27 protein-coding genes are annotated in these 24,599 nt (G+C 71.3%); 20 read left to right on the top strand and 7 right to left on the bottom strand.

Translation table 11 applies throughout. The annotated features are described in order from the left end of the window. Positions 1 to 5: 5 nt before the first annotated feature. Entirely contained in the window at positions 6 to 1,052 is a 1,047-nt protein-coding gene (ruvB, locus tag N2041_RS01865) for a Holliday junction branch migration DNA helicase RuvB (RefSeq protein ID WP_297675256.1), read from the top strand. A 69-nt stretch (positions 1,053 to 1,121) separates the two neighbouring features. Here ruvB and N2041_RS01870 read toward each other — a convergent pair whose 3' ends face one another. Beyond that, entirely contained in the window at positions 1,122 to 1,436 is a 315-nt protein-coding gene (locus N2041_RS01870; protein ID WP_297675258.1) for an antibiotic biosynthesis monooxygenase, read from the bottom strand. 149 nt (positions 1,437 to 1,585) lie between these two features. On the opposite strand from N2041_RS01870, the gene N2041_RS01875 reads away from it, so the two are divergent. The 6 genes from N2041_RS01875 to N2041_RS01900 all read left to right on the top strand — a co-directional run bounded on the left by N2041_RS01875 (position 1,586) and on the right by N2041_RS01900 (position 7,765). Then, positions 1,586 to 2,635: a hemin ABC transporter substrate-binding protein gene (locus tag N2041_RS01875; protein ID WP_297675260.1), complete on the top strand. Its 1,050-nt coding sequence runs from the start codon at positions 1,586 to 1,588 to the stop codon at positions 2,633 to 2,635. Positions 2,636 to 2,763: 128 nt separating this feature from the next. Next, positions 2,764 to 3,840, top strand: a complete 1,077-nt coding sequence (locus N2041_RS01880; RefSeq protein WP_297675262.1) for an iron ABC transporter permease — start codon at positions 2,764 to 2,766, stop codon at positions 3,838 to 3,840. Next, on the top strand, positions 3,837 to 4,622 hold the full coding sequence (locus N2041_RS01885; RefSeq protein ID WP_297675264.1) for a heme ABC transporter ATP-binding protein: 786 nt from the start codon (positions 3,837 to 3,839) through the stop codon (positions 4,620 to 4,622). The genes N2041_RS01880 and N2041_RS01885 overlap by 4 nt, the downstream gene beginning before the upstream one ends. A gap of 62 nt (positions 4,623 to 4,684) precedes the next feature. After that, positions 4,685 to 5,632 (top strand): prohibitin family protein, encoded by a 948-nt coding sequence (locus tag N2041_RS01890; protein WP_297675266.1) that lies wholly within the window; start codon positions 4,685 to 4,687, stop codon positions 5,630 to 5,632. A gap of 49 nt (positions 5,633 to 5,681) precedes the next feature. Continuing rightward, positions 5,682 to 6,926 carry an MFS transporter gene (locus N2041_RS01895; protein ID WP_297675268.1) on the top strand — a complete coding sequence of 415 codons (1,245 nt, stop codon included), beginning with the start codon at positions 5,682 to 5,684 and terminating at the stop codon, positions 6,924 to 6,926. A 65-nt stretch (positions 6,927 to 6,991) separates the two neighbouring features. Continuing rightward, on the top strand, positions 6,992 to 7,765 hold the full coding sequence (locus N2041_RS01900) for an SDR family oxidoreductase (RefSeq protein WP_297675270.1): 774 nt from the start codon (positions 6,992 to 6,994) through the stop codon (positions 7,763 to 7,765). A gap of 11 nt (positions 7,766 to 7,776) precedes the next feature. On the opposite strand, the gene N2041_RS01905 is transcribed toward N2041_RS01900, so the two are convergent. Then, positions 7,777 to 8,913 (bottom strand): nodulation protein NfeD, encoded by a 1,137-nt coding sequence (locus N2041_RS01905; protein WP_297675271.1) that lies wholly within the window; start codon positions 8,911 to 8,913, stop codon positions 7,777 to 7,779. Between the two features lie 64 nt (positions 8,914 to 8,977). Between N2041_RS01905 and N2041_RS01910 the strand changes: the two genes are divergently transcribed. From N2041_RS01910 to N2041_RS01925, 4 genes are read left to right on the top strand one after another with little or no spacing between them, the layout of a single operon-like run. Further along, positions 8,978 to 9,769, top strand: a complete 792-nt coding sequence (locus N2041_RS01910; RefSeq protein WP_297675273.1) for an ABC transporter permease — start codon at positions 8,978 to 8,980, stop codon at positions 9,767 to 9,769. Continuing rightward, positions 9,759 to 10,709, top strand: coding sequence for an ABC transporter ATP-binding protein (locus N2041_RS01915; protein ID WP_297675275.1), 951 nt, complete (start codon positions 9,759 to 9,761; stop codon positions 10,707 to 10,709). The genes N2041_RS01910 and N2041_RS01915 overlap by 11 nt, the downstream gene beginning before the upstream one ends. Beyond that, positions 10,693 to 11,325: a hypothetical protein gene (locus N2041_RS01920; RefSeq protein ID WP_297675277.1), complete on the top strand. Its 633-nt coding sequence runs from the start codon at positions 10,693 to 10,695 to the stop codon at positions 11,323 to 11,325. Before N2041_RS01915 ends, N2041_RS01920 begins: the two co-directional genes overlap by 17 nt. Further along, positions 11,322 to 12,218 carry a glycosyltransferase family 2 protein gene (locus tag N2041_RS01925; RefSeq protein ID WP_297675279.1) on the top strand — a complete coding sequence of 299 codons (897 nt, stop codon included), beginning with the start codon at positions 11,322 to 11,324 and terminating at the stop codon, positions 12,216 to 12,218. Before N2041_RS01920 ends, N2041_RS01925 begins: the two co-directional genes overlap by 4 nt. A 9-nt stretch (positions 12,219 to 12,227) precedes the next feature. Here the strand turns inward: N2041_RS01925 and N2041_RS01930 are convergent, their stop codons facing one another. From N2041_RS01930 to N2041_RS01940, 3 genes are read right to left on the bottom strand one after another with little or no spacing between them, the layout of a single operon-like run. After that, positions 12,228 to 12,515, bottom strand: a complete 288-nt coding sequence (locus tag N2041_RS01930; protein WP_297675281.1) for a DUF503 domain-containing protein — start codon at positions 12,513 to 12,515, stop codon at positions 12,228 to 12,230. A gap of 40 nt (positions 12,516 to 12,555) precedes the next feature. Further along, positions 12,556 to 12,702, bottom strand: coding sequence for a hypothetical protein (locus N2041_RS01935; protein ID WP_297675283.1), 147 nt, complete (start codon positions 12,700 to 12,702; stop codon positions 12,556 to 12,558). Between the two features lie 27 nt (positions 12,703 to 12,729). After that, on the bottom strand, positions 12,730 to 13,485 hold the full coding sequence (locus tag N2041_RS01940) for a PIG-L family deacetylase (protein ID WP_297675285.1): 756 nt from the start codon (positions 13,483 to 13,485) through the stop codon (positions 12,730 to 12,732). Positions 13,486 to 13,632: 147 nt separating this feature from the next. Here N2041_RS01940 and N2041_RS01945 point away from each other — a divergent pair, with 147 nt between their 5' ends. Genes N2041_RS01945 through N2041_RS01960 form a run of 4 tightly spaced genes read left to right on the top strand, consistent with a single transcriptional unit; the run spans position 13,633 to position 17,303 of the window. Then, entirely contained in the window at positions 13,633 to 14,583 is a 951-nt protein-coding gene (locus N2041_RS01945) for an SDR family NAD(P)-dependent oxidoreductase (RefSeq protein ID WP_297675287.1), read from the top strand. 1 nt (position 14,584) lies between these two features. Beyond that, entirely contained in the window at positions 14,585 to 15,361 is a 777-nt protein-coding gene (locus tag N2041_RS01950) for an SDR family NAD(P)-dependent oxidoreductase (protein ID WP_297675289.1), read from the top strand. 44 nt (positions 15,362 to 15,405) lie between these two features. Then, a complete protein-coding gene (locus N2041_RS01955) occupies positions 15,406 to 16,341 on the top strand; it encodes a phosphotransferase family protein (RefSeq protein ID WP_297675291.1) in 936 nt (311 codons plus the stop codon). Beyond that, positions 16,341 to 17,303, top strand: coding sequence for a phosphotransferase family protein (locus N2041_RS01960; RefSeq protein WP_297675293.1), 963 nt, complete (start codon positions 16,341 to 16,343; stop codon positions 17,301 to 17,303). The genes N2041_RS01955 and N2041_RS01960 overlap by 1 nt, the downstream gene beginning before the upstream one ends. Here the strand turns inward: N2041_RS01960 and N2041_RS01965 are convergent. Next, positions 17,254 to 18,777 carry a HAMP domain-containing sensor histidine kinase gene (locus N2041_RS01965; RefSeq protein WP_297675295.1) on the bottom strand — a complete coding sequence of 508 codons (1,524 nt, stop codon included), beginning with the start codon at positions 18,775 to 18,777 and terminating at the stop codon, positions 17,254 to 17,256. The genes N2041_RS01960 and N2041_RS01965 overlap by 50 nt on opposite strands. Before the next feature lie 75 nt (positions 18,778 to 18,852). After that, entirely contained in the window at positions 18,853 to 19,530 is a 678-nt protein-coding gene (locus N2041_RS01970) for a response regulator transcription factor (protein ID WP_270057283.1), read from the bottom strand. A gap of 325 nt (positions 19,531 to 19,855) precedes the next feature. Between N2041_RS01970 and N2041_RS01975 the strand changes: the two genes are divergently transcribed. From N2041_RS01975 to phoU, 5 genes are all read left to right on the top strand, one after another. Next, positions 19,856 to 20,959, top strand: a complete 1,104-nt coding sequence (locus tag N2041_RS01975) for a PstS family phosphate ABC transporter substrate-binding protein (protein ID WP_297675298.1) — start codon at positions 19,856 to 19,858, stop codon at positions 20,957 to 20,959. Between the two features lie 165 nt (positions 20,960 to 21,124). Then, on the top strand, positions 21,125 to 22,081 hold the full coding sequence (gene pstC / locus N2041_RS01980; protein WP_297675300.1) for a phosphate ABC transporter permease subunit PstC: 957 nt from the start codon (positions 21,125 to 21,127) through the stop codon (positions 22,079 to 22,081). Next, entirely contained in the window at positions 22,078 to 23,001 is a 924-nt protein-coding gene (pstA, locus tag N2041_RS01985; protein WP_297675302.1) for a phosphate ABC transporter permease PstA, read from the top strand. The genes pstC and pstA overlap by 4 nt, the downstream gene beginning before the upstream one ends. Before the next feature lie 22 nt (positions 23,002 to 23,023). Then, positions 23,024 to 23,899, top strand: coding sequence for a phosphate ABC transporter ATP-binding protein PstB (gene pstB, locus N2041_RS01990; protein WP_367187671.1), 876 nt, complete (start codon positions 23,024 to 23,026; stop codon positions 23,897 to 23,899). A gap of 23 nt (positions 23,900 to 23,922) precedes the next feature. Then, positions 23,923 to 24,588, top strand: coding sequence for a phosphate signaling complex protein PhoU (phoU, locus tag N2041_RS01995; protein WP_297675304.1), 666 nt, complete (start codon positions 23,923 to 23,925; stop codon positions 24,586 to 24,588). Positions 24,589 to 24,599: the final 11 nt, after the last annotated feature.

Here is a 24,599-nt window from a genome sequence, read left to right on the forward strand (position 1 = left end):
CGCGGGTGACCGAGGAACGGCTGGTGGCGCCGCAGGCGCTGGCGGAGGACGCGGAGCTGGAGCGGTCGCTCCGGCCGCGGCGGCTGGAGGAGTTCCCGGGTCAGGAGCGGACGAAGCGGAACCTCGCCATCGCCATCGAAGCGGCGAAGCAGCGGGGCGAAGCGCTCGACCATGTGCTGCTGTACGGGCCGCCGGGGCTCGGCAAGACGACGCTGGCAAACATCATCGCGAACGAGATGGGCGTCTCGATCCGGACCACGAGCGGGCCCGCGTTCGAGCGGCCGGGCGACCTCGCGGCGGTGCTCACGAACCTGAAGGAGCACGACATCCTGTTCATCGACGAGATCCACCGGCTTTCGAGCGCGGTGGAGGAGATCCTCTACCCGGCGATGGAGGATTTCGCGCTCGACCTCGTCATCGGGAAGGGGGCGGGGGCGCGATCGGTGCGGCTGGCGATGCCGCGGTTCACGCTCATCGGGGCGACGACGCGGTATGCGATGGTGAGCGCGCCGCTGCGCGACCGGTTCGGCTCGGTCTACCGGCTCGATTTCTACGAGCCTGAGACGCTGGCGGTCATCGTGCGGCGCTCGGCGGCCATCCTCGGGGTCGATGTGCCGGGCGACGCGGCGATGGAGATCGCACGGCGCGCGCGGGGGACACCGCGGATCGCCAACCGGCTGCTGCGGCGGGTGCGGGACTTCGCCGCTGTCCGGAACGACGGGGTGGTGACGCTCGAGGCGGCGCGGGAGGCGCTGGCGATGCTCGACGTTGACGAACTGGGGCTCGATGAGTCGGACCGGGCGGTGCTGCGGGCGATTTGCGAGAAGTTCGGCGGCGGACCGGTCGGGCTGGAGACGATCGCGGCGGCGATTTCGGAGGAGGCCGACACGATCATGGACGTGTACGAGCCGTTCTTGCTGAAGTGCGGGTTTCTGAACCGGACGCCGCGCGGTCGGGTGGCGACGGAGGCAGCCTACCGGCACCTCGGGCTGGAGCCGCCGCGGGACCGGCCGGCGCAGGCCGGACTGTGGGACGCGCTAGCGGAGCCGTAGAGCGGGGGCAGACGGCGGGAGAGACGGGGGCCGGCTGGCGCCGGCCCCGGGCGATGAGGGGCGGCCGGTTCAGGCGCGGGCCGGCGCCTCCTGCGTGAGCACGGCCTCATAGACGGAGAGCCGGGGCGGCCCGGCGAGGACGCCGTGGAGGGGCGCCTGGCCGTGGGCAGCGCGGAAGGCTTCGGAGCGGGTCCAGGCTTCGAAGGCGGCGCGGGATTCCCAGGTGGAGTGGGAGATGTACTCCCCGGGCTCGTCGCCCTTGAGGAGGGCGAAGCGGAGGAAGCCGGGGACGGATTCGAGGTAGGACTCCCGGGTGCGCCAGGCGGCTTCGAAATCGGCTTCGCGGCCGGGGTTGATGGCGAAACGGTTCATCGCGACGAACAAGGGGGCCTCCAGGGCGAGATGATGGCATGGCGGTCTGCCAGCGTAAGCCGAGCCGCCACGATGCATGATGCTAGACTGATCGCTTGTCATTAGGCAAGCCTAATGCTAGATCTTCGGATCATCCCGCTCTTGGGATGAGGAGGTGTGAGATGTTCCCTGCGCGGAGCGCCCGCCGGGCGCTTGCAATCGGGCTGGCGGCGTGCCTGGCCGCCGGCGCATTCTTCGCCGCGGCATGCGGCGGCGATGACGATGATGATGCGGCGACACCGCCGCCTGCGGCGACGACGGCCGCCCCGGCCGCGACGGCCAGCCCGACGGCGACACCTGCGCCGACCGTGGCCGCAGAGGCGCGGCCTGTCCTCCCGGCGAAGGTGACCGATAAGGACGGCAAGGAGATCACGGTCAGCGACGTCAGCCGGATCGTGGTGCTGAACGGCGACCTGACGGAAGTCGTGTATGCGCTCGGCCTCGGCGAGAACGTGGTCGGCGTCGACACCTCGGCGACGTACCCCCCGGAAGCGGCGCAGAAGCCGAAAATCGGCTACCAGCGGTCGCTCAATGCCGAGGGCATCCTGAGCCTGCAGCCGACGGTGATCATCGGCAGCGAGCTGGCGGGGCCGCCGGCGGTCATCGAGCAGATCAAGTCGGCGGGCGTTCCGGTGGTGCTGTTCAAGACGGTGGCCTCGCTGGACGACGTGAGCCGAAAGATTACCGACGTGGCGACTGCGCTGGGCGTCCCGAACCGGGGCAAGCTGCTGGCCGAGCAGACCCGGAAGGAGATCGGCGAGGCGGTCGCGCTGGCGAAGAAGGCGACGAGCAAGCCGCGGGTCGTCTTCCTCTATCTCCGGGGCTCGACGACGCAGGTGATCATGGGCAAGGGCTCGGGCGCCGATGTGCTGATTACGGCGGCGGGGGCGATCGATGCCGGTGCCGAAGCGGGGGTGACCGGCAGCAAGCCGCTGACGCCGGAAGCGCTGGTCGCAGCGCAGCCGGACGTGATCCTCGTGCTGACGGCGGGGCTGCAATCGGTTGGCGGCGTCGACGGCCTGCTGCAGATCCCGGGCATGGCGCAGACGCCGGCCGGCCAGCAGAAGCGGGTAGTCGACTTCGATGACCAGTACCTGCTGGGGCTGGGGCCGCGCGCCGGCAAGGCGCTCATGGACCTCGTGAAGGCGCTTCACCCCGAGCTGAAGGGCTAGCGGCGGCACATCGACGTTCGAGCAGCCGAGAGCGCGCGGCGTCGCAGGCCGGCCTGCCCCGGGCATCCCCTCCCCCGGCAGGCCGGCCGCATCCATGCCGCGGGCGCGGCGGAGAGGAAACGATTGAGATGACGATCGCGGTCGGGTCACTGGTGCGCCGGGCGGGCCTGGCGCGGGGGCGGGTTCGGCTGGCGGCCCTGCCGGCGCTGGCCGGGCTGCTCGCCCTCGCTGTGCTGCTGAACCTCGTCATCGGGGCGGTGCGGGTGCCGCCCGGCGAAGTGCTCGGGATCCTGCTCGACCATGCCGGGCTCCCGGCGCCGTTCGAGTTCACGCGGCAGCACGAGGCGGTGGTCTGGAACATCCGGGTGCCGCGGACGCTGCTGGCGCTCGTCGTGGGCGCCGGGCTGGCGACTGCCGGCTGCGCGCTGCAGGGGATCTTCCGCAACCCGCTGGCGGACCCCGGCATCATCGGCGTTTCGAGCGGGGCGGCGCTCGGCGCGGTCGGGGTCATCATCCTCGGCGTGAGCCCGCTGGGAACGTGGACGACTCCCGCGGCTGCCTTCGCCGGCGGGCTCGCGCTGACGCTCGCGGTCTACGCGCTATCGCGGCGGGACGGGCGGACGGAAGTGGTGACGCTGGTGCTGACGGGCGTGGCGCTCAACGCCATCGCCGGCGGGGTCATCGGCTTCGCACTGTTCTTCGCGACGGACGCGCAGCTGCGGAACGTGGTGTTCTGGCAGCTCGGCAGCGTGGGCGGCGCGACGTGGGCGGCGGTGCGGCCGGCGGCGCTGCTGGCGCTCATCGCGCTGGTGCCGCTGATGCGGTACGGCCACCGGCTGAACCTGCTGGCGCTGGGCGAGCGGGAAGCGTACCACCTCGGGGTCGATACCGAGCGGCTGCGGCTCGAGGTGATCGGGCTGGCGGCGCTGGCGACCGCAGCGGCGGTCTCGTTCGCGGGCATCATTTCGTTCGTGGGGCTGGTGGTGCCGCACATGCTGCGGCTGATGCTGGGGCCGGACCATCGGCGGTTGCTGCCGGCTTCCGCGCTGCTCGGCGCGGCGGCTATCGCGCTGGCAGACCTCGCGGCGCGGACGGTGGTGGCGCCGGCCGAGATGCCGCTGGGGGTGGTGACGGCCCTCGCGGGCGGGCCGTATTTCCTCTGGCTGATCCACCGGACGCGGCGGGCGCAGGGAGGCTGGGGATGAGGCTCGAAGCGCGGGGCGTGACGTTCCGGGCCGGGCCGTTCGCGCTGGTGCGCGGGGCCACGGTGGCAGTGGAGCCGGGCGAGCTGGTCGCGGTCGTCGGGGCGAACGGTGCAGGCAAGTCGACGCTGCTGCGGCTGCTGGCGGGCGACCTGCGGCCGGCTGAGGGGGAAGTCCTGCTCGGCGGCCGGTCGCTGGGAAGCTTCCGCGCGGCGGAGCTCGCGCGGCTGCGGTCGGTGCTGCCGCAGCAGTCGCGAATCGAGTTTTCGTTCACGGTGCGGCAGGTGGTCGAGATGGGGCGGAGCCCGCACCTCAGCGGGCGCGCGGCGCCTGCGTCCCACGCGGCGGCGGTCGAGGCGGCGATGCGGGCTGCCGACGTCGCGGCGCTGGCGGAGCGGGCGTATCCCGGCCTGTCGGGCGGGGAGCAGGCGCGGGCCTGCCTCGCGCGGGTGCTGGCGCAGGAGACGCCGGTGGTGTTGCTCGACGAGCCGACCGCGGCGCTCGACATCCGCCACCAGCACCAGGTCCTCACCGTGATCCGGGGGCTTGCTGCGAAGGGCCGCGCCGTGCTCGCGGTCGTCCACGACCTCAACCTCGCGGCGGCGTACGCGACCCGGGTGGTCGCGATGCACCGGGGTGTCATCGCGGCGGACGGCCCGCCCGCGGAGGTGCTGACGGCGGAGGTGCTGAGCCGCATCTACGAGCACCCGGTAGAGGTGGTGCGGGCCGGGTCGCCGGAGCGGCTGGTGGTGCTGCCGCGGCACGAGGTCGCGGCCGGGGCCTGACGGCAGGGGCGGCCCCGACCGGGTAGAGTGACCTCGATATCCCGTGTTCGGAGGTTGGAGTCATGCCCTGGGTCGTGAGCGTCTTCCTCGCGGTCATCATCTGCGGCGGCGCGCTGCTCATCGGGCGGGCGGCGCGGGCGGCAGCCCAGCCCGGCACCCCGGAGCGGATGCGGGGCGCCCTCATCATGGGCGTCGCGGCAGCGATCTTCATCGCGTGGGTCGGGGTCCACACGGCGCTGCGATCGGTGAAGCCCATCGAAGCGGGCCACGTCGGCGTCGTCTACCAGTTCGGCGAAATCGTCGGGCAGAAGCCGGAGGGCCTGCAGTTCATCTGGCCGTGGCAGGACCTGCGCATCGAGAGCGTGCAGGTGCAGCGCTACCGGTTCGAGAACATCACGGCGTTTTCGCAGGAGACGCAGGACGTCTTCTTCATCGCGACGCTGAACTACTCGGTCTCGCCGGCGGCGGTGCAGACGCTGTTCCGGACGGTGGGGCCGCGCTGGTTCGACCGGCTCATCGAGCCGCGGGTGCTGAACTTCTTCAAAGAAGAGACGGTGAAGTACTCGACGGTGGACGTCGGCCCGAACCGCGAGAACATCCGCTCGGCGGTGCGGGCGCGGCTGGCGGCCGAGCTGGCGCCGTTCTCGATCGAGATCAACGACCTGCTCATCGACAACATCGAGTTCAGCGCGGAGTTCAAGGCGGCGATCGAGCAGAAGCAGATTGCGACGCAGGATGCGCTGCGGGAGCAGGAGCGGGTGCGGCAGCGGCAGTTCGAAGCGCAGCAGCAGATCGAACTGGCGCGCGGCGAGGCGGAGTCGATCCGGGTGCGCGCGGAAGGCCAGGCCGAGGCGAACCGGCTGCTCTCGCAGTCGCTGACGCCGGAGGTCATCCAGTTCCAGGCGCTGCAGAAGCTGGGCGACAACATCCAGATCGCGCTGCTGCCCTCCGGGCAGGGGATCATCCTCGACCCGACGACGCTGCTCGGGCAGGCCGGCGCGAACCGGTGAGGCCGGCGCGCGGGGCGCCCGGCGGGCGGGCGGCTGGTACGCTGTCTTGATGCTCGCCGCACCCGCGCGCCGGAATCTCCGCCTGCTCGCCGCGTTCTGGTTCCTGCGGGAGTTCCAGCTCTGGATTCCCGTCTGGATCGTCTACCTGACGCTGGAGCGCGGCTTTTCGTTCAGCCAGATTACGGCTGCGGAGAGCGTCTACCTGCTCGGGGTGCTGGCGCTCGAAGTGCCGACCGGGGCGATCGCGGACCGGTACGGGCGGAAAATCTCGCTCGGGCTCGGGGCGATCAGCCTCGCGTCGTCGGTGACGGTGTTCGCGTTCACGACATCGCCCGTGGTGCTGTTCGTTTCGTTCGCGTGGTGGGCGGTCGCGACGACGCTGATGTCCGGGGCCGACATGGCGCTGCTGTTCGACACGCTGAAGGCGGCGGGGCGAGAGCACGAGTACGAGCGGCTGGCTGGCCGGGGCCAGGCGGTGTCGTGGAGCGGGGTCGGGCTGGCGACGCTGTTCGGCGGGCCGGTCGCGGCGGTGCTCGACATCCGGGCGACGATCCTGATCGGGGCGGCGACGTGCCTCGCCGCAGCGGCGGTGGCCTTCGCGCTCTGGGAGCCGCCGCGGGCGGCGGTGGAGCGGGCGGGCGGGATGCGCGGCTACCTCGGGACCATCGGGGCGGCGTTCCGGGACGCCTGGGAGGCGCGGGCGGTGCGGTACGTGCTGCTCCTCTTCGGCGTGACGGTGGCCGGGCTGGAGACGGTCCACTACCTCGTGCAGCCGTACCTCGTGGAGAACGGCGTGCGGGTCGGGACGGCGTTCTCGCTCCTGCAGGTGCCGCTCTTCGCCGCCGGGATGGGCGGGGCGCTGCTCGCCTCCCGGGTGGAGCGGAGTGCGGGCCCGGTCGGCGGGCTGCTGCTGCTCGCCGCGGCAGGGATGGCGATGCTCGGGGCGCTGGCGCTGGCGCCGTCGCTCTGGCTGTACGGGGCGCTGCCGGTGCTGATGGCGGCGAACTCCTGCGCGTGGCCGCTGATGACGGGAGCAGTGAACCGCCAGGTTTCGTCGGAGCGGCGGGCGACGGTGCTGTCGATCGGGAGCATGACGGTGAGCGTGGCGATGGCGGTGCTCGCGCCTGCCATCGGCCTGGCGGTCGACACCTGGGGCACGGGCGCTGCCTTCGGCCTGGGAGCGGCGGCAACGGCGGCGGGCATCGGGCTGTTCGGCGGGTCGGCGCTGGCGGCCTGGCGGGAGCGGAACGGGACAGCCGGCGCGGCGGCGGCGAGCCCGGCGGCGGGAACGTAAGGCGCTCCCGCGGCAGAATGGCGGACGCCCCTCGCACCTTCGACGCTGATTTCCTGGGAGGCGCCATGGCCGGGCTGTTCGATATTTCGGGGAAGGTCGCGCTCGTGACGGGCGGCTCGCGCGGCATCGGGCTGATGATCGCGCGCGGGTTCGTGGAGGCGGGCGCGAAGACGTACATCTCCTCGCGGAAGGCGGACGCCTGCGCGGAAGCCGTCGCCGAGCTTTCGAAGTTCGGCACCTGCATCGCCATCCCGGCGGACCTCGGCACGGAGGCGGGCTGCCGCTACCTCGCGGACGAGCTGGCGAAGCGGGAGGAGCGGCTGCACATCCTCGTGAACAATGCGGGGGCGAACTGGAACGCGCCGCTGGCCGAGTTCCCCGATGAGGCGTGGGACAAGGTGATGAACCTGAACGTGAAGGGCGTGTTCCACCTCACGCGGTTCCTCGTCCCGCTGCTGGAGAAGGCGGCGAGCGACGCGGACCCGGCGCGAGTGATCAACATCGGCTCGATCGACGGGCTGCAGGCGCCGGGCTTCGATACCTACGCCTACTCGTCGAGCAAGGCGGCGGTGCACCACCTGACGCGGCACCTCGCGCAGAAGCTGGCGCCGAGCCGGATCACGGTCAACGCCATCGCGCCGGGGCCGTTCGAGAGCAAGATGATGGCCGAGACGCTCCGGCGGTTCGGCGAGGGCATCAGGGCGAGCAACCCGCTGGGCCGCATCGGCGTGCCGGACGACATGGCGGGGACGGCGATCTACCTCGCGTCGAAAGCGGGCGCCTACGTGACCGGGGCCGTGATCCCGGTGGACGGCGGGATGTCGACCCGCCGCCAGTAGACGGGAGCCGTTCAGAACGCGAAGGGGTCGGAGCGGGCCCGCCGGCTGGCGCGGTCGGCGAAGAAGACGACGGCGAAGAGAAGGAGCACGACGGCGGCGAGGATGCTGCCGGCGGCAGCGAACGCCCAGGCAGGCGGGCGGAAGTCGGCCGGGGTATCGCGGAAGGCGATGATGCCGCCGAGGACGATGGCGACGGCTCCTGCCGCGCCGAGGATGCCGCTCGTGACGAACAGCTCGGCCGCGACCAGGGCGAGGCCGAGGCCGATGAGGACGAGACCGGCGGTATCGACCGGCAGCAGGCCGAAGCCGAGGAAGCCGAGGATGATGGCGATGGCGCCGGCGACGCCCGGCACGCCGAGGCCCGGCGCATACAGCTCGATGATGAGCGCGAGGAAGCCGATGGAGAGGAGGAGTGAGGCGATGGCGGGGTCGGCGATGAAGGCGAGGAACCGCTCCCATGGGGTCATCTCGAGGTCGACCCGGGGGGCGTCGGCGAGGCCGGTGAGCGTGGCGGTGACGCCGGGCCGGAGGGTGACGGTGCGGCCCTCGGCTTTGCGGAGGAGGTCGTCGAGGTCGGCCGCGACGAAATCGACGACGTTCAGCCGGGCAGCTTCGTTTTCGTTGACGGCGACGGCCTCGCGGACGGCCTGCTCGGCCCAGTCGGCGTTGCGGCCGCGGAGTTCGGCGATGCCGCGGATGTAGGCGACGGCGTCGTTTTCGATCTTCTTGCCGAGGGTGCCTTCGATGTCGGAGCCGTCGGCGTTGATGGCGGCGGCCGCGCCGATGGCGGTGTTGGGCGCCATCGCGGCGATGTGGCCGGCCATCGTGATGAAGGTGCCGGCGCTCGCGGCGCGCGCCCCGATCGGCGCGACGTAGACGGCGACGGGGACATCGGCGCGGCCGATGCGCTGGACGATCTTGCGCATGGAGGAATCGAGGCCGCCGGGGGTATCGAGCTCGAGGACGACGAGGCGGGCGCGCCGCTCTTCGGCGTCGGAGATGACGCGGTCGATGTACCGCTCCATGATCGGGCCGACGGTGCCGTCGACGCGGGCGACGACGACGCCGCCTTCGGGGGTGTCGCTGCCGGCGCAGGCCGCGAGGAGGCCGAGGGCGACGGCAGCGGCTGCGATGATTCGCCGCATCATGGTTCGAGTATAGCCGGGGCGGCGGGCGCTTCTCCGGCAGGTTCGGGCGGGCGATACTGGCGGCATGACGGCGATGGCGATGGCCCGGCCGGTGCAGGGCCGCAGCCTGCGGAATGCGGTGGAGCTGGTGACGGCGCTCACGAGCCGGGACCTGCGGCTGCGCTACCAGGGGAGCGTGCTGGGCTGGGCGTGGTCGCTCGCGCGGCCGCTGGCGCTGGGCGCCGTGCTGGCGTTCGCGCTCGGGCGGGTGCTGGGCACGGGCATCACCGCGGAGTTCCTGCTGGCCGGGCTGTTCCCGTGGTTCTGGTTCCAGGGTGCGGTGCAGGGCGCGGCCGGCAGCTTCATCGGCAACGGCGGGCTGCTGAAGAAGGTGCGCTTCCCGCGCGCGGTGCTGCCGGTGAGCACGGTGCTGGGGGCGACGCTCCAGTTCGCGCTCTCGCTGCCGGTGCTCATCGGGTTCGTGCTGGCGGCGGGGAATGCGCCGACGGCGGCGTGGCTCGGGCTGCCGCTCATCTTCGCGCTCCAGCTGGGGCTGGTGACGGGGCTCGGGCTGTTCGTGGCGAGCGTCACGGTCTACTTCCGCGACCTCGAGCACATCACGGAGGTGCTGCTGACGCTGCTCTTCTACGCGACGCCGATCATCTACAGCGCCGACCTCGTGCCGGAGGGCTACCGCTGGCTGACGTACGTGAACCCGCTGGCGCCGATCATGGAGGGGTGGCGGAGCATCCTGCTCGATGGGGCGATGCCGGCGGCGAGCCACCTCGCGGCGTCGGCCGGGCTGACGGCGCTGGCGCTGGCCATCGGCTGGGGGACGTTCCGGCGGCTGGAGGACGGGTTCGCCGATGCCATCTGACGGGGAGGTGGTGGTCGCTGCGCGGGGCGTCTCGCGGCGCTACCCGCTCGCGGTCCCGGGGCAGGCGCTGAAGACGACGCTGCTCCACCCGGGGCAGGCGTTCGGCGCATGGCGGCAGCGGCGGCGCCGGGAGCTGTGGGCCGTGCGCGACGTGTCGTTCGACGTGCGGCGGGGCGAATTCTTCTCGATCGTGGGGGCGAACGGGAGCGGCAAGAGCACGCTCCTCCGGCTGCTGGCCGGGCTTTCGAAGCCGACGCGGGGGACGGTGGAGCTGCACGGCCGGGTGAGCACCCTGCTGGAGCTCGGCAGCGGCTTCCACCCGCAGGTGAGCGGGCGCGAGAACGTCATCATGAACGGCCTGCTGATGGGGCGCACGAAGCGGGAGATGGAGGCGCTGCTGCCGGGCATCGTCGAATTCGCGGGGCTGCGGGAGTTCATCGACCAGCCGATGCGGACGTACTCCTCCGGGATGTACGTGCGGCTCGGGTTCGCCATCGCGGCGTTCATGGAGCCGGAGATCCTGCTGGTCGATGAGGTGCTGGCGGTCGGCGATGCGAAGTTCCAGGAGAAGTGTTACGACCACATCGCGAAGCTGCAGGCCCGGGGCGTCACGATCGTGATGGTGTCGCACGACCTCGGCGCGGTGGAACGGTTTTCGGACCGGGCGGCACTGATGGAGCGCGGCCGGATGGTCGCGATCGGCGCGCCGCGGAAGGTGGTCGGCCTGCACCTCGAACGGCTGGCCGAGACCTCGCCAGAAATCCGGCAGGCGATCGACGAAGGGATCGCGGCCGACGAGGAGCGGGTCCGGCGGATGCTGGAGGAAGACCCGGAATGGGCGGCGGCCTTCGCGGCGGCGCTGGAGCAGAACCCGGCCTTCCACGAGAAGCTGCGGCAGCAGGCCGGGCAGGGAGCAGGAAGCGATGCGCGGCCGGATTGAGCGGATACGGGCTGCCTGGCGCGAGATGAAGGCGCTGCTCCGGGAGGACATCGAGCTGCAGGCGCAGTGGCCGCGGACGTTCGGGCTCATCCGGGCCGACCGGCCGGCGTGGTTCACGTTCGTCTACCTCCTGTTCGCCATCCACATGTTCCCGGCAGTCGTCCTCTACCGGGTGCAGGTGTTCCTGTACGAAGCGGGCTTCCCGCGGCTGGCGACGATCGTGTCGCGGCTGAACGCCTTCCTGTTCGATGTGACGATCGGGAACCACGTGCGGGCCGGCGGGGGGCTGCTGATCGCGCACGGGCACGTGGTGCTGGACGGCTGGACGACGATCGGGCGGCGGGTGGAGATCAACCCGTTCGTGACGCTGGGCATCGGGAACAGCTCGCGCAAGCCGTTCGAGCTCTGGGGGCCGGAGATCGGCGACGACGTGAACATCGGCACCGGAGCGAAGATCGTCGGCCGGGTGAAGGTCGGCGAGGGCGTCAAGATCGGGGCGAACGCCGTGGTCATCAGCGACATCCCGCCGTTCCACACGGCGGTCGGCGTGCCGGCGCGGGCGATCCCGGGCGGGCGGCGGCGCGAAACCGAGCGGTGGGAGCCGCCGAAGGCGTGACGACCCCGCGGGTGGCCATCCTGACGGTGACGACGAACGCGGCAGCGCACCTGCCGGCGTACCTCGACGCGCTTGAGCGGGTGAGCTACCCGACGTGGGAGCTGTGGGTGGTCGACAACGGCTCGGCGGACGGCTCGGCCGAGCTGGTGCGGGCGCGGATGCCGGGGGCGCGGGTGCTCGAAAACGGCGAGAACCTCGGCTTCACCGGGGCCTGCAACCGGGCGCTCCGGGAGATGCTGGCGCGGCCGGACATCGATTACGTCCTGTTCCTGAACGACGACACCGAGGTGACGCCCGGCTTCCTCGAGCCGCTCGTCGCGCTGGCCGACGGCAGGACGCTGGTCGCGCCGAAGACGTACCTCGCGGGGCAGCCCGGCATCCTCGACGACGCCGCGGGGGCGTTCGACTGGTGGCGGGGGACGTGGAAGCGGCGGGTGCTGGGCAGGCCGGAAGGTCCGGCGGACCGCTACCCGCATGCCATCGAGACGGCGAACCTCTCCTGCCTGCTGGTGCCGATGGGGGCGTTCCGGGAGGTGGGGCTGCTCGACGACGCCTTCTTCGTGTACTACGACGATACGGATTTCTGCCGGCGGGCGCGGGCGGCGGGCTACCGGATCTTCTTCGAGCCGCGGTCGGTGGTGTACCACCGGAAGGGCGCGACGCTGGGCGGGCAGGCGAGCGCGTTCGGCTGCTACTACCTCGCGCGGAACCGGCCGTACCTCATCCGCAAGCACCGCGGGCGGCTCCAGTTCGCGGCGTTCTCCGCGTACTACGCGGCGACCCGGGCGGCGCGGATGGGGCTGTGGCTGGGGCAGGGCCGGGGCGACCTCGCGCGCGCGACGGCGGCGGGGATGCGGGACTTCGTCCTCGGGCGGATGGGGCCGCGGCGCTGACGGACGCGGTCAGAGGTCGAGGAGCTCGGTTTCGAGGTCGAGGAGTTCGGCATCGGGCCGCCACTCCTGGACAGCGGCGGCGATGGCGCTCAGCTGTTCGTCGGCGTGGCGCGGGTCGTTCGAGACGACGGCTGCGGCGATGACGGCGCTCCCGACAACGTCGAGGGCGTCGACCTCGGCGACGGCGGCGTTGAAGCGGTTGCGGAGGCGCTCGACGATCGGCCGGACGATGGCGCGCTTCTCTTTGAGCGAGCGGCTCGGGAGCCGGAGCGTGAGGCGGAGAACGCCGACGGTCACGGGGTGAGTGTAGGGAGCGCGCCCGGCAGGGGCGACGGCCTCAGCGGCGGCGCGGCCGGTCGTCGCGGGGGCCGCCGAGGAGCAGCACGAACATGAGGAGGAGGGCGCCGCCGATGACGAGGGCGGCGATCCATGCGGGCGAGGCGTCGCCGCGGAGCGCGCTGAGGAGGGCCGGGAGGCGCGTCACATCCCGGGAGACGCTGGCGGAGGCGGCTCAGGTTCCCCGCTGCGCGGCTTCGAGGGCGAAGAGGAGCGGCGCGACGCGGCGCATGTCGGCGGGCCGGTGGAGGAGGAACCACTCTTCGGCGAGGAGCGCGCTGACGATGCCGGGCGGGAAGAGCGCCTCCGGGCCGCCGCCGGGGAGCTGGGAGCGGTGGGCGGCGATGGCGGCGAGCTTCGCCGGCGCGGCCTCGGCGATGGGGATGCGGAAGTCGGGGGCCTCGACGCCGAGGTCGGCGGCGGCCAGCGCCGGCGGGTCGCCGAGGAGAGGCCGGCAGAGCTCGTACTGCGGGCGGAAGAGGCCGCGCGGGAAGGCGGCGAAGAGGAGCGCGGGCGGCGCCGGCATCCGCTCGACGGCGGCGACGACGGCGCGGTGGAGGGCGAGGTGGTCGGGGTGGCCGTAGGCGCCGTCCGGGCCGAGCGTGAGGAGGAGGTCCGGCTGGCAGGCGGCGATGGCCGCCGCGACGGCCCCCGGGAGGCTGCCGGCCCGGGCGAGGCCGCCGTCGGGCAGGCGGGGCGAATCGCCGGGGCAGGCGCCGAGGGCGGCGCAGGCAGCGGCCAGCTCGCGGAGGCGGAGCGCGCCGACCTCGGCGGGCCCGGCGGCTTCGCCGGTGTAGCAGTTGCCGGCCTCGCCGGCGGAGCAGGCGATGACGGTGCAGCTCCAGCCGGCGCGCGCGGCGAGCGCGAGGGTGCCGCCGACGCTGTAGGCCTCGTCATCGGGATGGGGCACGAGCGCGAGGATGCGGGGCATGGGGGAGATCGTACCGCGGGCAGGGGAATCGTTCGCGGGTTCCGAAAGACAGCGCCGGGCCGAGGTGGTAGATTCTCGGCCGGCCGCGGAAGGGGCATCGGACCCCGGCGGCTGCCAAGACCCCTGCACAGGAGTTCGAACAGGAAAATGCCCGGGAGACTGGAAGGCAAGGTTGCAATCGTGACGGGCGCGGGCCGCGGCATCGGCCGCGCCGAGGCGCTCGCGCTGGCGCGGGAGGGCTGCCGCGTCATCGTCAACGACGTCGGCGGGAGCGCGGCCGGCGAGGGGAAGGACACGACACCGGCCGAGGAGGTGGTCGCCGAGATCAAGAAGATGGGCGGCGAGGCGGTCCCCAACTTCGGCGATGTGACCTCGATGGCGGACGGCGAGGCGATCGTGAAGCAGGCGCTCGACACGTGGGGCCGGCTCGACATCCTCGTGAACAACGCGGGCATCCTGCGCGACCGGATCATCTTCAACATGACCGAAGCGGAGTGGGATGCGGTCATCGCGGTCCACCTGAAGGGGCACTTCACCATCACGAAGCACGCGGCGATGGTGTTCCGGCAGCAGCGTGGCGGCCGGATCGTGAACACGAGCTCGGAGAGCGGGCTGGGCAACCTCGGGCAGGCGAACTACGCGGCGGCGAAGGAAGGCATCGTCGGGCTGACGCGGACGCTGGCGCTCGACCTCGGCAAATACGGGGTGACGGCGAACGCGATCCGGCCGCGGGCGGCGACGCGGCTGACGCTGAGCCCGGAGATGGAGGCGGCCCGGGCGCGGCGGGCGCAGCTCGCGGCGCAGGGGCAGGAGCCGGCGACGCCTTCGACCTCGGCCGAGGAGGCGATTTCGCGGATTTCGTCGATGGCGCCGGAGCTGGTCGCGCCGCTCGTGGTGTACCTCTGCCTGCCGGAGGCGGCGAACGTGAACGGCCGCGACTTCATCGTCGGCGGCGATGAGATCAGCCTGATGAGCCTGCCCACGCGGGAGAAGACGATCTACAAGAAGGGCGGCTGGGACCTCGAGTCGCTGATCGAGGTGTTCCCGGGGACGCTGGGCGCGGGGCTGGTGAATCCGCGGCCGCCGGAGCAGGCGTAGCGTGGCCGGCCGGTTCGACGGCCGGGTCGCGTTCGTCACGGGAGCAGGGTCGGGCATCGGCGAGGCCGCGGCCCTGCGCTTCGCTGCCGAGGGCGCGGCGGTCGCCTGCGCGGACATCAACCGGGAGGGGGCCGAGCGCGTGGCGGCCGGCATCGCCGAGCACGGCGGGCGGGCGATCGCGATCCCGCTCGACGTGACCGACGAAGCGGCCTTCCGGGCGGCGCTCGACCGGACGGTGCGAGAGCTGGGCGGCCTCCATGTGGTCTTCAACAACGCGGGCATCGGCGGGCGTGGGCATTCGTGGGAGGCGACCATCGCGGTCAACCTGACCGGGGTGTACTACGGCTGCTTCCTCGGCTGCGCGAAGCTGGCCGAGCTGGGCGGCGGGGCCGTGGTGAACACGGCATCGGTGGCGGGGCTGAACGGGCTGGTAGGGCCGCCGCTGCCGGGCGCCGAGCGGTCGCCGGTGCTGCCGGGGGCGGGCGCGTACACGGCAGCGAAGCACGGGGTCGTGGGCCTGACGCGGCAGTTCGCGATCATCTACGGGCCGCGCGGCGTGCGGGTGAACGCCGTCGCGCCGGGCTACATCGTGACGCCGATGACCGAGGAGATCCGGAGCATGGAGACGGCCGAGGAGTTCCTCACGGGGCTCCACCCCATCGGCCGGCTGGGGCGGCCGGAAGAGGTCGCGGCGGCGGTCGCATTCCTCGCGAGCGACGATGCCTCGTTCGTGACGGGCGCAGTGCTGCCGGTCGACGGCGGCTACGACGCGCGCTGAGCGGGGCGGGGCCGGCGGCGAGGCGGCAGGGTAGAATCGGCGGCATGGTGCCGCGGCCGGGAGATTTCGAACCGTGGCTGAACCGGCTGCCCGGCTTCGGCGACGCCCGGGTGGCGTCGATTACGCCGGTGGACGGCGGGGCGTCGAACATCACCTGCCGGGTCGAGCTGCTCGGGAGCGGCCCGCGGACGGTCTGCCTGCGGCTCCAGCGCGAGCGGGGCATCTTCGAACCGTACGACGTCATCCGGGAGGGGCGGGTCATCGCGGCGCTGGCGGGGACGGCCGTGCCGGTGCCGCGGGTGCTGGGGATGGAGCCGGACCCGGCGGTGCTCGGCGCGCCGTTCATCGTGCTCGAATGGGTGGATGCGCCGCACATGGGGCTGGCGCCGGATGCCGACTTCGACGCCTTCACGCGGATGGTGGCGCGCATCCACGCGGTGGACTGGGAAGCGGCGGGGCTGGCGTTCCTCGGCGTGCCGGCGAGCCCCCGGGAGGCGCTGGAGGGCGAACTCGCGGCCATCGCGCGGCGGATGGAGGCGTTCGGCTGCGCCGGCGAGCCGATGCTGCGGGAGGGGCTGACGCAGCTGCGGGCAGCCGTGCCCGGCGATGGGCGGCTGGCGCTCTGCCAGGGCGACATCAACGTCTTCAACTACCTGTTCCGCGGCGGCGAGGTCGCCGCGGTTGTCGACTGGGAGCAGGCGAAGATTTCGGACCCGCGGATGGACATCGGGCAGCTGCTGGCGCTCTCCCACCTGAAGGGGGCGCCCTTCGGCCCGCCGGAGCGGATGCCGTTCGCGGTGCGGTACGCGGCGGCGAGCGGGCGCGACCCGGGCGATTTGCGCTGGTTCCGGGCGGCGTGGCTGTGGCAGCTGGGCGTCATCCACTACGGCTGGCGGCGGTTCGGCAACGGGAGCGAACCGTGGTACACGCTGGAGCGGGCGGGCGAGCTGCTGGAGATGGCGCTCGCCGAGCTGGCCTGATGCACTGGACGGCGCGGCTGGCGGCCTACCTCGCGGCGCAGCTCCCGGCGGCGGAGGCGGTGGAGGTGGCGAACCCGCGCGCGATGCCGGCCGGCGCGAGCAACGAGACCGTCGGGTTCGACCTGCGCGTCCGGGCCGACGGGTGCGCGTGGACGCTGCCGATGGTGCTCCGGCCGCAGCGGGAAGAAGGCATCCTCGCGCCGTACGACGTCGGGCGGCAGTTCCGCGTGCTGCGCGCGCTGGCGGCGACCGACGTGCCGGTGCCGGCGACGGCGTGGTTCGAACCGACCGGCGAGGTGCTGGGGACGCCGTTCTACGTGATGGCGCGGGTGCGCGGCGAGACGCTGCCGCTCTTCTGGTACGGCCGGTCGCCCCGGCTGGCGGCGGCTGCGGAGGCGCTGGCGCGCATCCACGCGGTCGACTGGCAGCGCGCCGGGCTCGGCTTCCTCGCCGAGGGCGCCGCCGACGACCCGCTGGCGGCGGAGCTCGGGCCGTGGCGGATGCGGGCGGAGCGGCTGCGCATCGGGCGGGCGCCGCTGCTCATCGCGCTCGGCGAATGGCTGCGGGCGAATCAGCCCGCGGACGCCCGGGTGGCCCTGCTCCACGGCGACCCGAACCCGGGCAACTACCTGTTCGACGGCGAGCGGGTCGTCGCGGTGGTCGACTGGGAGCTCGCGGGGCTGGGCGACCCGCGCTCGGACCTCGGCTTCTATGCGGCGCTGCAGACGGTGTTCGGCGGGATGGGCGGGCCGCGGGGCGAGACGCTGCTCTCGGAGGCGTACGCCGGGGTGACGGGGCAGCGGGTCGAGGCGCTCGAGTACTACGAAGCGCTCGGTCTCTACCGGATGGCGGTGGTGATGGCGGGTTGGGCGGGCCGCTTCGGCGCGCTCTCGACGGGGCACACGCTGGAGGTCATCGCGCGGCGGCTCGCGGTGCTGCTCGGCCCGCGATGGGCAGGGTGAACACGAACGTCGTGCCCTTGCCGAGTTCGCTCGTGGCCCAGATTTCGCCGCCGTGGGCGCGGACGATTTCGCGCGCGATGGCGAGGCCGAGGCCGTGGCCCTTGCGGCCGTCGTTCGATTCGCGGGTGTGCTTGCTGCGGTAGAAGCGCTCGAAGAGGTGGGGCAGATCCTCGGGCGCGATGCCGGGGCCGGTGTCGCTGACGGCGACCTGCAGCGTGCCGGGCTGGAGGTCGCGGCAGGCGACGCGGACGGTGCCGCGGGGCGGGGTGTAGCGCAGCGCGTTGTCGATGAGGTTGTTGAGCACCTGTTCGAGCCGTTCGAAGTCGCCGCGCACGCGGGCGGTGCCGGAGGGCGCGAATTCGAGCGTGACCTGCCGCTCTTCGGCGCGGAGGGAGAAGACGTCGGCGAGGTGGGCGAAGAGCTCGGCGAGGTCGACGTCGTCCTGCTCCATCGAGACCTGTCCGGATTCGATGCGGGAGAGGTCGAGGAGTTCCTGCACGAGGCGGAGGACGCGGCCGGATTCGTCGCTGATGATGCGGGCCGAGCGCTGGATGCCCTGGGGGTCATCGATGGTGCCGTCGAGGATGGCCTCGCTGAAGCCGCGGATGGAGGTGAGCGGGGTCTTCAGCTCGTGGGAGATGTTGGCGAGGAAGTCCCGCAGGGTTTGCTGGGAGCGCTGGACCTCTTCGGTCATGCGGTTGAAGTTCGCGGCGAGGTCGCGGACTTCGCGGGGGCCGGTGGCGGGGACGCGCTGGCGGTAGTTGCCGCGGGCGACGGAGCGGGCCGCGCGGGCGATGTTGCGGAGCGGCGAGGCGACGCTCTGGCTGAAGGCGAAGCCGAGGACGAGCGCGGCGGCGACGCCGATGAGGCCGGAGAAGAGGAGGCGGGGCATGAGGTCGCCGACGATTTCGCCGAGGCTGGCGGCCGGGCGGGCGACGACGATGGCGGCGGCGCCGGTTTCGGCCAGCGCCTGGAGGACTTCGGGCTCGAGGGCCATGGAAACGCAGAGGAGCGGCTCGCGGCCCGGCACCTCGAGGCGGCAGCGGCGGGGTTCGAGAGAGGCGGGCGTGCCGGGCACCGGCGGCGGCTGGCTCACCAGGTCGCGGACGACGGCGTCATCGAGGGCGAGGTCGGCGGGGGCGGAGGTGAGCCCCGGGATGACGCGGCCGCGGGCATCGACGAGGGCGAGGGCCGTCTCGGCCGAGACGCGGTTCGGCCGGCCGAGGAAGGAGCGAAGCGTGAGGAGGAGGTCGTTGGTGGTGGGGACGGGGTCGCCGGGGGCGGTTTCGAGCCGCGCCTGGAGCTCGGCGTTCGCCTGGGCGTTGATGAGGCGGCCGAGGTCTTCGAGGTTGCCGTAGGAGATGTCGTCGCGGTAGCCGCCGATCTGCAGGAAGAGGGAGAGGGCAGCGAGGAACAGCGTGACGGCGATGATGAAGAGGTAGGTGAAGAGGAGGCGGACCTGGAGGCTACCCATGGCGGCGGTGCGGGGCGGGGTGAGGCGGCCGGGTCATGGCGCTCCGGTCCCCCGGGGAGAGGATGGGCGACCGGGTCACTCAGGTTCGATCAGTTTGTAGCCGACGCCCCGGAGGGTCTCGATCTGGACGGTCGCGTTGACCAGTTTAGAGCGGAGGTGCTGGACGTGGACATCGACGGTGCGGGTTTCGCCGGCGAAGTCGTAGCCCCAGACGGAGCCGAGGAGCTGGTCGCGGGTGAGAGCGATGCCGGGGTTCTCGGCGAAGGCGACGAGGAGGTCGAACTCCTTCGTGCGGAGGTCGAGCAGCTGGCCGTCGACGCGGGCTTCGCGGCGGGCCTTGTCGACGGTGAGGTTGCCGACGGCGATGGTGTTCTGCGGTTTCCGGCCGCCTTCGACGCGGTGGAGGATGCGCTTGACGCGGGCGACGAGCTCGCGGGGGTTGAACGGCTTCGCCATGTAGTCGTCGGCGCCGAGTTCGAGGCCGACGATCTTGTCGATGTCGTCGCTGCGGGCGGTGAGCATGATGACGGGGACGTCGCTCTCGCGGCGGAGCTCGCGGAGGACTTCGAAGCCGTCGAGGCCTGGCATCATGACGTCGAGGACGACGAGGGCGGGCGGCGACTGGGCGAAGCGGGCGAGCGCATCGCGGCCGTCGGCGGCGTGCTCGACGGTGTAGCCCTCTTTTTCGAGGTAGAGGGCGTTGAGGTCGCGGATGTTGGCTTCGTCGTCGACCAGCAGGATTTTCTGGGCCATGGGCGCCTTTGGCCGGGGGGTGTGATTCGAGTATGCGCCGGGGGCCCGGAGCCTGCCACCCGGCGTTGGGACCGGGACGGGGGACTGGCGGGCTGCGGGCCCTCGGCGCCTGAGGGGCGGCAGGCGGGCGGGGCCGTCAGCCGCCCGCCACCGGGAGGTATGGTGCGGGGGCGCCGCGGCGGAATCCGCAGCGGGCTGCAAACGGCGTGTAAAACGTCGGCGCGGCGCGTTTCGCCGGCGCGGAGAGCGTTAAACCGGGGTTAAAGGTGCGGGGTGAGCATGCCGGGCGAAGCACCAACCATACTGACTTCAGGGGAGATACGTGATGCTTCGAACCAAGAGGGGAGGGAAGTGGGCGCTCATCTTCGGCGCGCTCGTTTCTCTCATCGCGGTCGTCGCCGTGGCGTGCGGCGGCGACGATGACGATTCGGCGACGCCGACGACGGCGCCGGGCGGCGCAACCTCGGCGGCTTCGCCGGCCGCGACGCCGACGAAGTCGGCAGCCGACAAGCTGAAGGACTGGTACGCGAGCCTGAGCGGCGAAGTCCGCGTGGACGGCTCCTCGACGGTGTTCCCGATTTCGCAGGCCGTCGCCGAGGAGTTCAGCAAGGTCGCGAAGGGCGTGCGCTCGAACGTGGCGCTCTCCGGCACGGGCGGCGGCTTCGAGAAGTTCTGCCGCAAGGAGATCCAGGTCGCTGACGCCTCGCGGCCGATCAACCAGAAGGAGAAGGACGCCTGCGCGGCGAACGGCATCGCGGAATCGGACCTGGTGGAGATCCAGGTGGCGATCGACGCGCTGACCGTGGTGGTGAACCCGCAGAACACGTGGGCGACCTGCATGACGCCGGCGCAGCTGCAGAAGGCCTTCCAGGCCGACCAGGGCGGCACGCCGATCAAGTGGAGCGACCTCGACCCGAAGTGGCCGAACGAAACCATCCAGTTCTTCTTCCCGGGCGCGGACTCCGGCACGTTCGACTACTTCAAGGAGGCGATCAAGCTCCGCGGCGAGAAGAACAACGAGCCGGCGCATCGGGCGACCGGTCCGAACGCGACGGCTTCGGAAGATGACAACGTCCTCGTCCGCGGCGTCGAGGGCAACAAGAACGCGATCGGCTACTTCGGCTTCGCGTACTACCTGAACGAAGGGAAGAAGCTGAAGGCCGTGGCGATCGACGGCGGTAACGGCTGCGTCGAGCCGACGTTCGAGAATGCCCTGGCCGGGAAGTACAAGCCGCTGAGCCGGCCGCTCTTCATCTACACGACGAAGCAGCTGCTCACCGAGCGGAAGGACGTCCTCGGCTTCGTGAAGTTCTACGTGGACAACATGGAAGAGCTCGCTGCCGAAGTTGGTTACGTGAGCCTGCCGAAGGACCTGCTGGCGAAGCAGCAGGAGAAGGTGAACGCCTTCCTGCCGGCGGAAGTGAAGTAGTGCATCGTGGGCCCGGCGGCGAAACGGCCGGGTGTGCGGCAGGGGCCCGGGTGGGCCCCTGCCGCAGTGTCTTTCCGGGGAAGACGATGTGCGGTCCCTGGGCGAAGATGACGATGATGCCGGCGCGGGCCGGCGGTTCGTGAGGCGAGGCAAATGCAGGAAAGCATGCCGATTCCCGGGACGAGGACGCAGCTGCGGGGCGCCGACCTCGAGCGAGTGATGCGGAAGCGATGGAGCAAGGCGCCGTTCGAGCGGCTGATCGTGCTCTCACTCTGGCTGTGCGGCACGGTATCGATGGTCACGACCATCCTCATCGTGCTGACGCTGGCGGAGGAGACGCGGGCGTTCTTCATGGAAGTCCCGCTGAAGGACTTCATCTTCGATACGAAGTGGACGCCGCAGTTCGAGCCGACCCACTTCGGCATCTGGCCGCTGGTGTTCGGCACGCTCAACGTGCTCCTCTGGTCGATGCTGATGGCGCTGCCGCTGGGGTTGGCGGCAGCGATTTACCTGAGCGAGTACGCGCACCCGAACACGCGGCGCATCCTGAAGCCGATGCTGGAGGCGCTCGCCGGCGTGCCGACCGTCGTCTACGCGTTCTTCGCGCTGACCGTGGTGACGCAGGACATCCTGCGGCCGATTCTCGGGCAGGACCGGGTGCCGATTTTCAACGCGCTCAGCGCGAGCATCGTGATGGCGGTGATGATCCTGCCGACCATCGCTTCGGTCTCTGAGGATGCGATGTCGAACGTGCCGCGCGACCTGCGGGAGGGGGCGTACGGGCTGGGAGCGACCCGGCTGGAGGTCGCGTTCCGGGTGGTCTTCCCGGCGGCGCTCGGCGGCATCATCGCGGCGGTGCTGCTGGCGGTGGCCCGGGTCATCGGCGAGACGATGATCGTGGCCGTGGCGGCCGGCTCGACGCCGCAGATCACGCTGAACCCGCTGAACAGCGTGCAGACCATGACGGGCTACATGCTGGCGATCGGGTTGGGCGACTCCGCCCGTGGGACGGTGGACTACACGTCGATCTTCGCGGTGGGCTCGACGCTCTTCGTGTTCACCTTCTGCGCGAACGTCGCCGCGAGCATCATCGTGAAGAAGTTCAAGGAGCAGTACGAATGAGCGCTGCGAGCGAGGCGGGAACGCCGTTCACCCTGAAGGCGACGGGGCGCGTTGCGCGGCGGCAGCGGCTCTCGCGGATGTCGCGCTGGGTGCTCTTCTCGGCGACGATGCTGGCCGTCTTCGTGCTGGTGTATCTGCTCCAGGACGTGGTTCGGCTCGGCTGGGAGCGGCTGACGTGGGATTTCCTGACGTCGTACCCCTCGCGGCGGCCGCTGGAGGCGGGGCTGCGGTCGTCGCTGCTGGGCTGGTTCTGGCTGATGGGCGCAGTCATCGTGATGGCCGTGCCGCTGGCGATCGGGTCGGCGCTGTTCATCGAGGAGTTCGCGCCGCGGAACTGGTTCACCGAGCTGGTGCGGCTGAACATTTCGAACCTGGCCGGCGTGCCGAGCATCATCTACGGCATCCTCGGGCTGGCGGTGTTCGTGCGCGGGTTCGACCTCTGGGGGATCACGATCTTCCCGAAGCTGGGGCCGACGATCCTCGCCGGCGCCTTGACGCTGACGCTGATGATTCTGCCGATGACGATCATCGCCTCGGTGGAGGCGATCCGGCAGGTGCCGCCGAGCATCCGGGACGGTTCGCTGGCGCTGGGCGCCACGCAGTGGCAGACGGTGTGGCATCACATCCTGCCGGGGGCGATCCCGGGCATCATGACCGGCGTCATCCTCGCGATTGCCCGCGCGGCCGGCGAAACGGCGGCGCTCATCATGATCGGGGCGTTCGCGTTCATCGCGTTCGACAATACGAGCCTGATGCAGAGCTTCACGACGGTGCCCATCCAGATTTACAACTGGACGACGCTGCCGCAGGAAGCGTTCAGGGTTAACGCAGCAGCGGGCATCATCGTGCTCATGACGCTCGTCGTGGGCCTCAACCTGATCGCGGTGGTCATCCGCGAAAAGTTCCGGCGCTCGTGGTAGGGCCGGGGAAGGAGTTTTCGAGATGAGCAACAGCGTGGACCTCCGGCCGGCAGCAACGGGCCAGCGGGCAGCAGAAGGGACGCTCGAGCGACCGCAGGCGCAGGCGCAGCCCGGCGCCATCGTGGAGCCGGAGGGCGAGATTGCGATCGCCATCGAGAACCTGAGCCTCTGGTACGGGCCGAAGCAGGCGCTCACGAACGTGACGATGAAGATCCCGGCGCGGAAAGTGACGGCGCTCATCGGGCCTTCGGGCTGCGGGAAGAGCACGCTGCTCCGCTGCATCAACCGGATGAACGACCTCATCCCGACGGTCCGCATCCAGGGCAGCCTCTACTACCACGGGGTGAACCTGTACGGGGCGGACATCGACCCGGTCGAGGTGCGGCGGCGGATCGGGATGGTCTTCCAGAAGCCGAACCCGTTCCCGAAGTCGATCTACGACAACGTGGCGTTCGGCGCGCGGGTGAACGGGTTCAAGGGGAACCTGGACCAGCTGGTGGAGCAGTCGCTCCGGCGCGCGGCGCTCTGGGACGAGGTGAAGGACAACCTGAAGAAGAGCGGCCTGGCGCTCTCCGGCGGGCAGCAGCAGCGGCTCTGCATCGCGCGGGCGATTGCGAACCAGCCGGACGTCATCCTCATGGACGAGCCCTGCTCGGCGCTGGACCCGATCGCGACGCTGAAGATCGAGGACCTGATGCGGGAGCTCGTGAAGGACTACACGATCATCATCGTGACGCACAACATGCAGCAGGCGGCCCGCGTCTCCGACTACACGGCGTTCATGCTCACCGACGAGCAGGTGACGGGGCAGCTGGTAGAATACGGGCCCACTGAGGAACTCTTTACGACGCCGAAAGATCGGCGGACCGAGGACTACATCAGCGGCCGCTTCGGCTAAAGCGTCAGCAAGGGGGCGCGGGGATGACACGGGACCTGTTCAACGCGGAGCTGCGGCAGCTGCAGGACGACGTCCTGACGCTGGGCTCGATGGCAGAAAAGGCGATCCTCGACGCCCTCGAATCGATGCGCGACGGCGACGTCGAATGGTCCCGCCGGATCATCGAAGACGACCAGCGGATCAACAAGAAGCGGTTCGAAATCGAGGACCGGACGATCTTCGTCATCGCCTCGCAGCAGCCGATGGCGACGGACCTCCGCGCGCTCGCGAGCATCCTGTACATCATCACGGACCTCGAGCGGATCGCCGACCACGCGGAGGGCATCGCCCGGATCAACACGATGATGGAGCCGGAGCCGCTGCCCCGGCGGCTCGGGTATATCCCGGCGATGGCGGACCGCGCGGTCGCGATGCTGCGCGATTCGCTGAAGGCGTACATCGAGATGGACGTCGACGCGGCGGTGCAGATCTGTAACGCCGACGACGAGGTGGACCGGCTGCAGGACAGCGTCTACGACGACTGCATCCAGCAGATGGTGGCGAACCCGGCGACCATCCAGCGGAATACCTACCTGCTCTGGACGGCGCACAACATCGAACGGATCGCGGACCGGTGTACGAACATCTGCGAACGGGTGGTGTACACGGTCACCGGGCACATGGACGAGCTGAACGTCTCGCGGTACTGACGAGCCCGGGG

Origin of the sequence: Tepidiforma sp., assembly GCF_026419595.1 — a bacterium.
Classification (GTDB): domain Bacteria; phylum Chloroflexota; class Dehalococcoidia; order Tepidiformales; family Tepidiformaceae; genus Tepidiforma.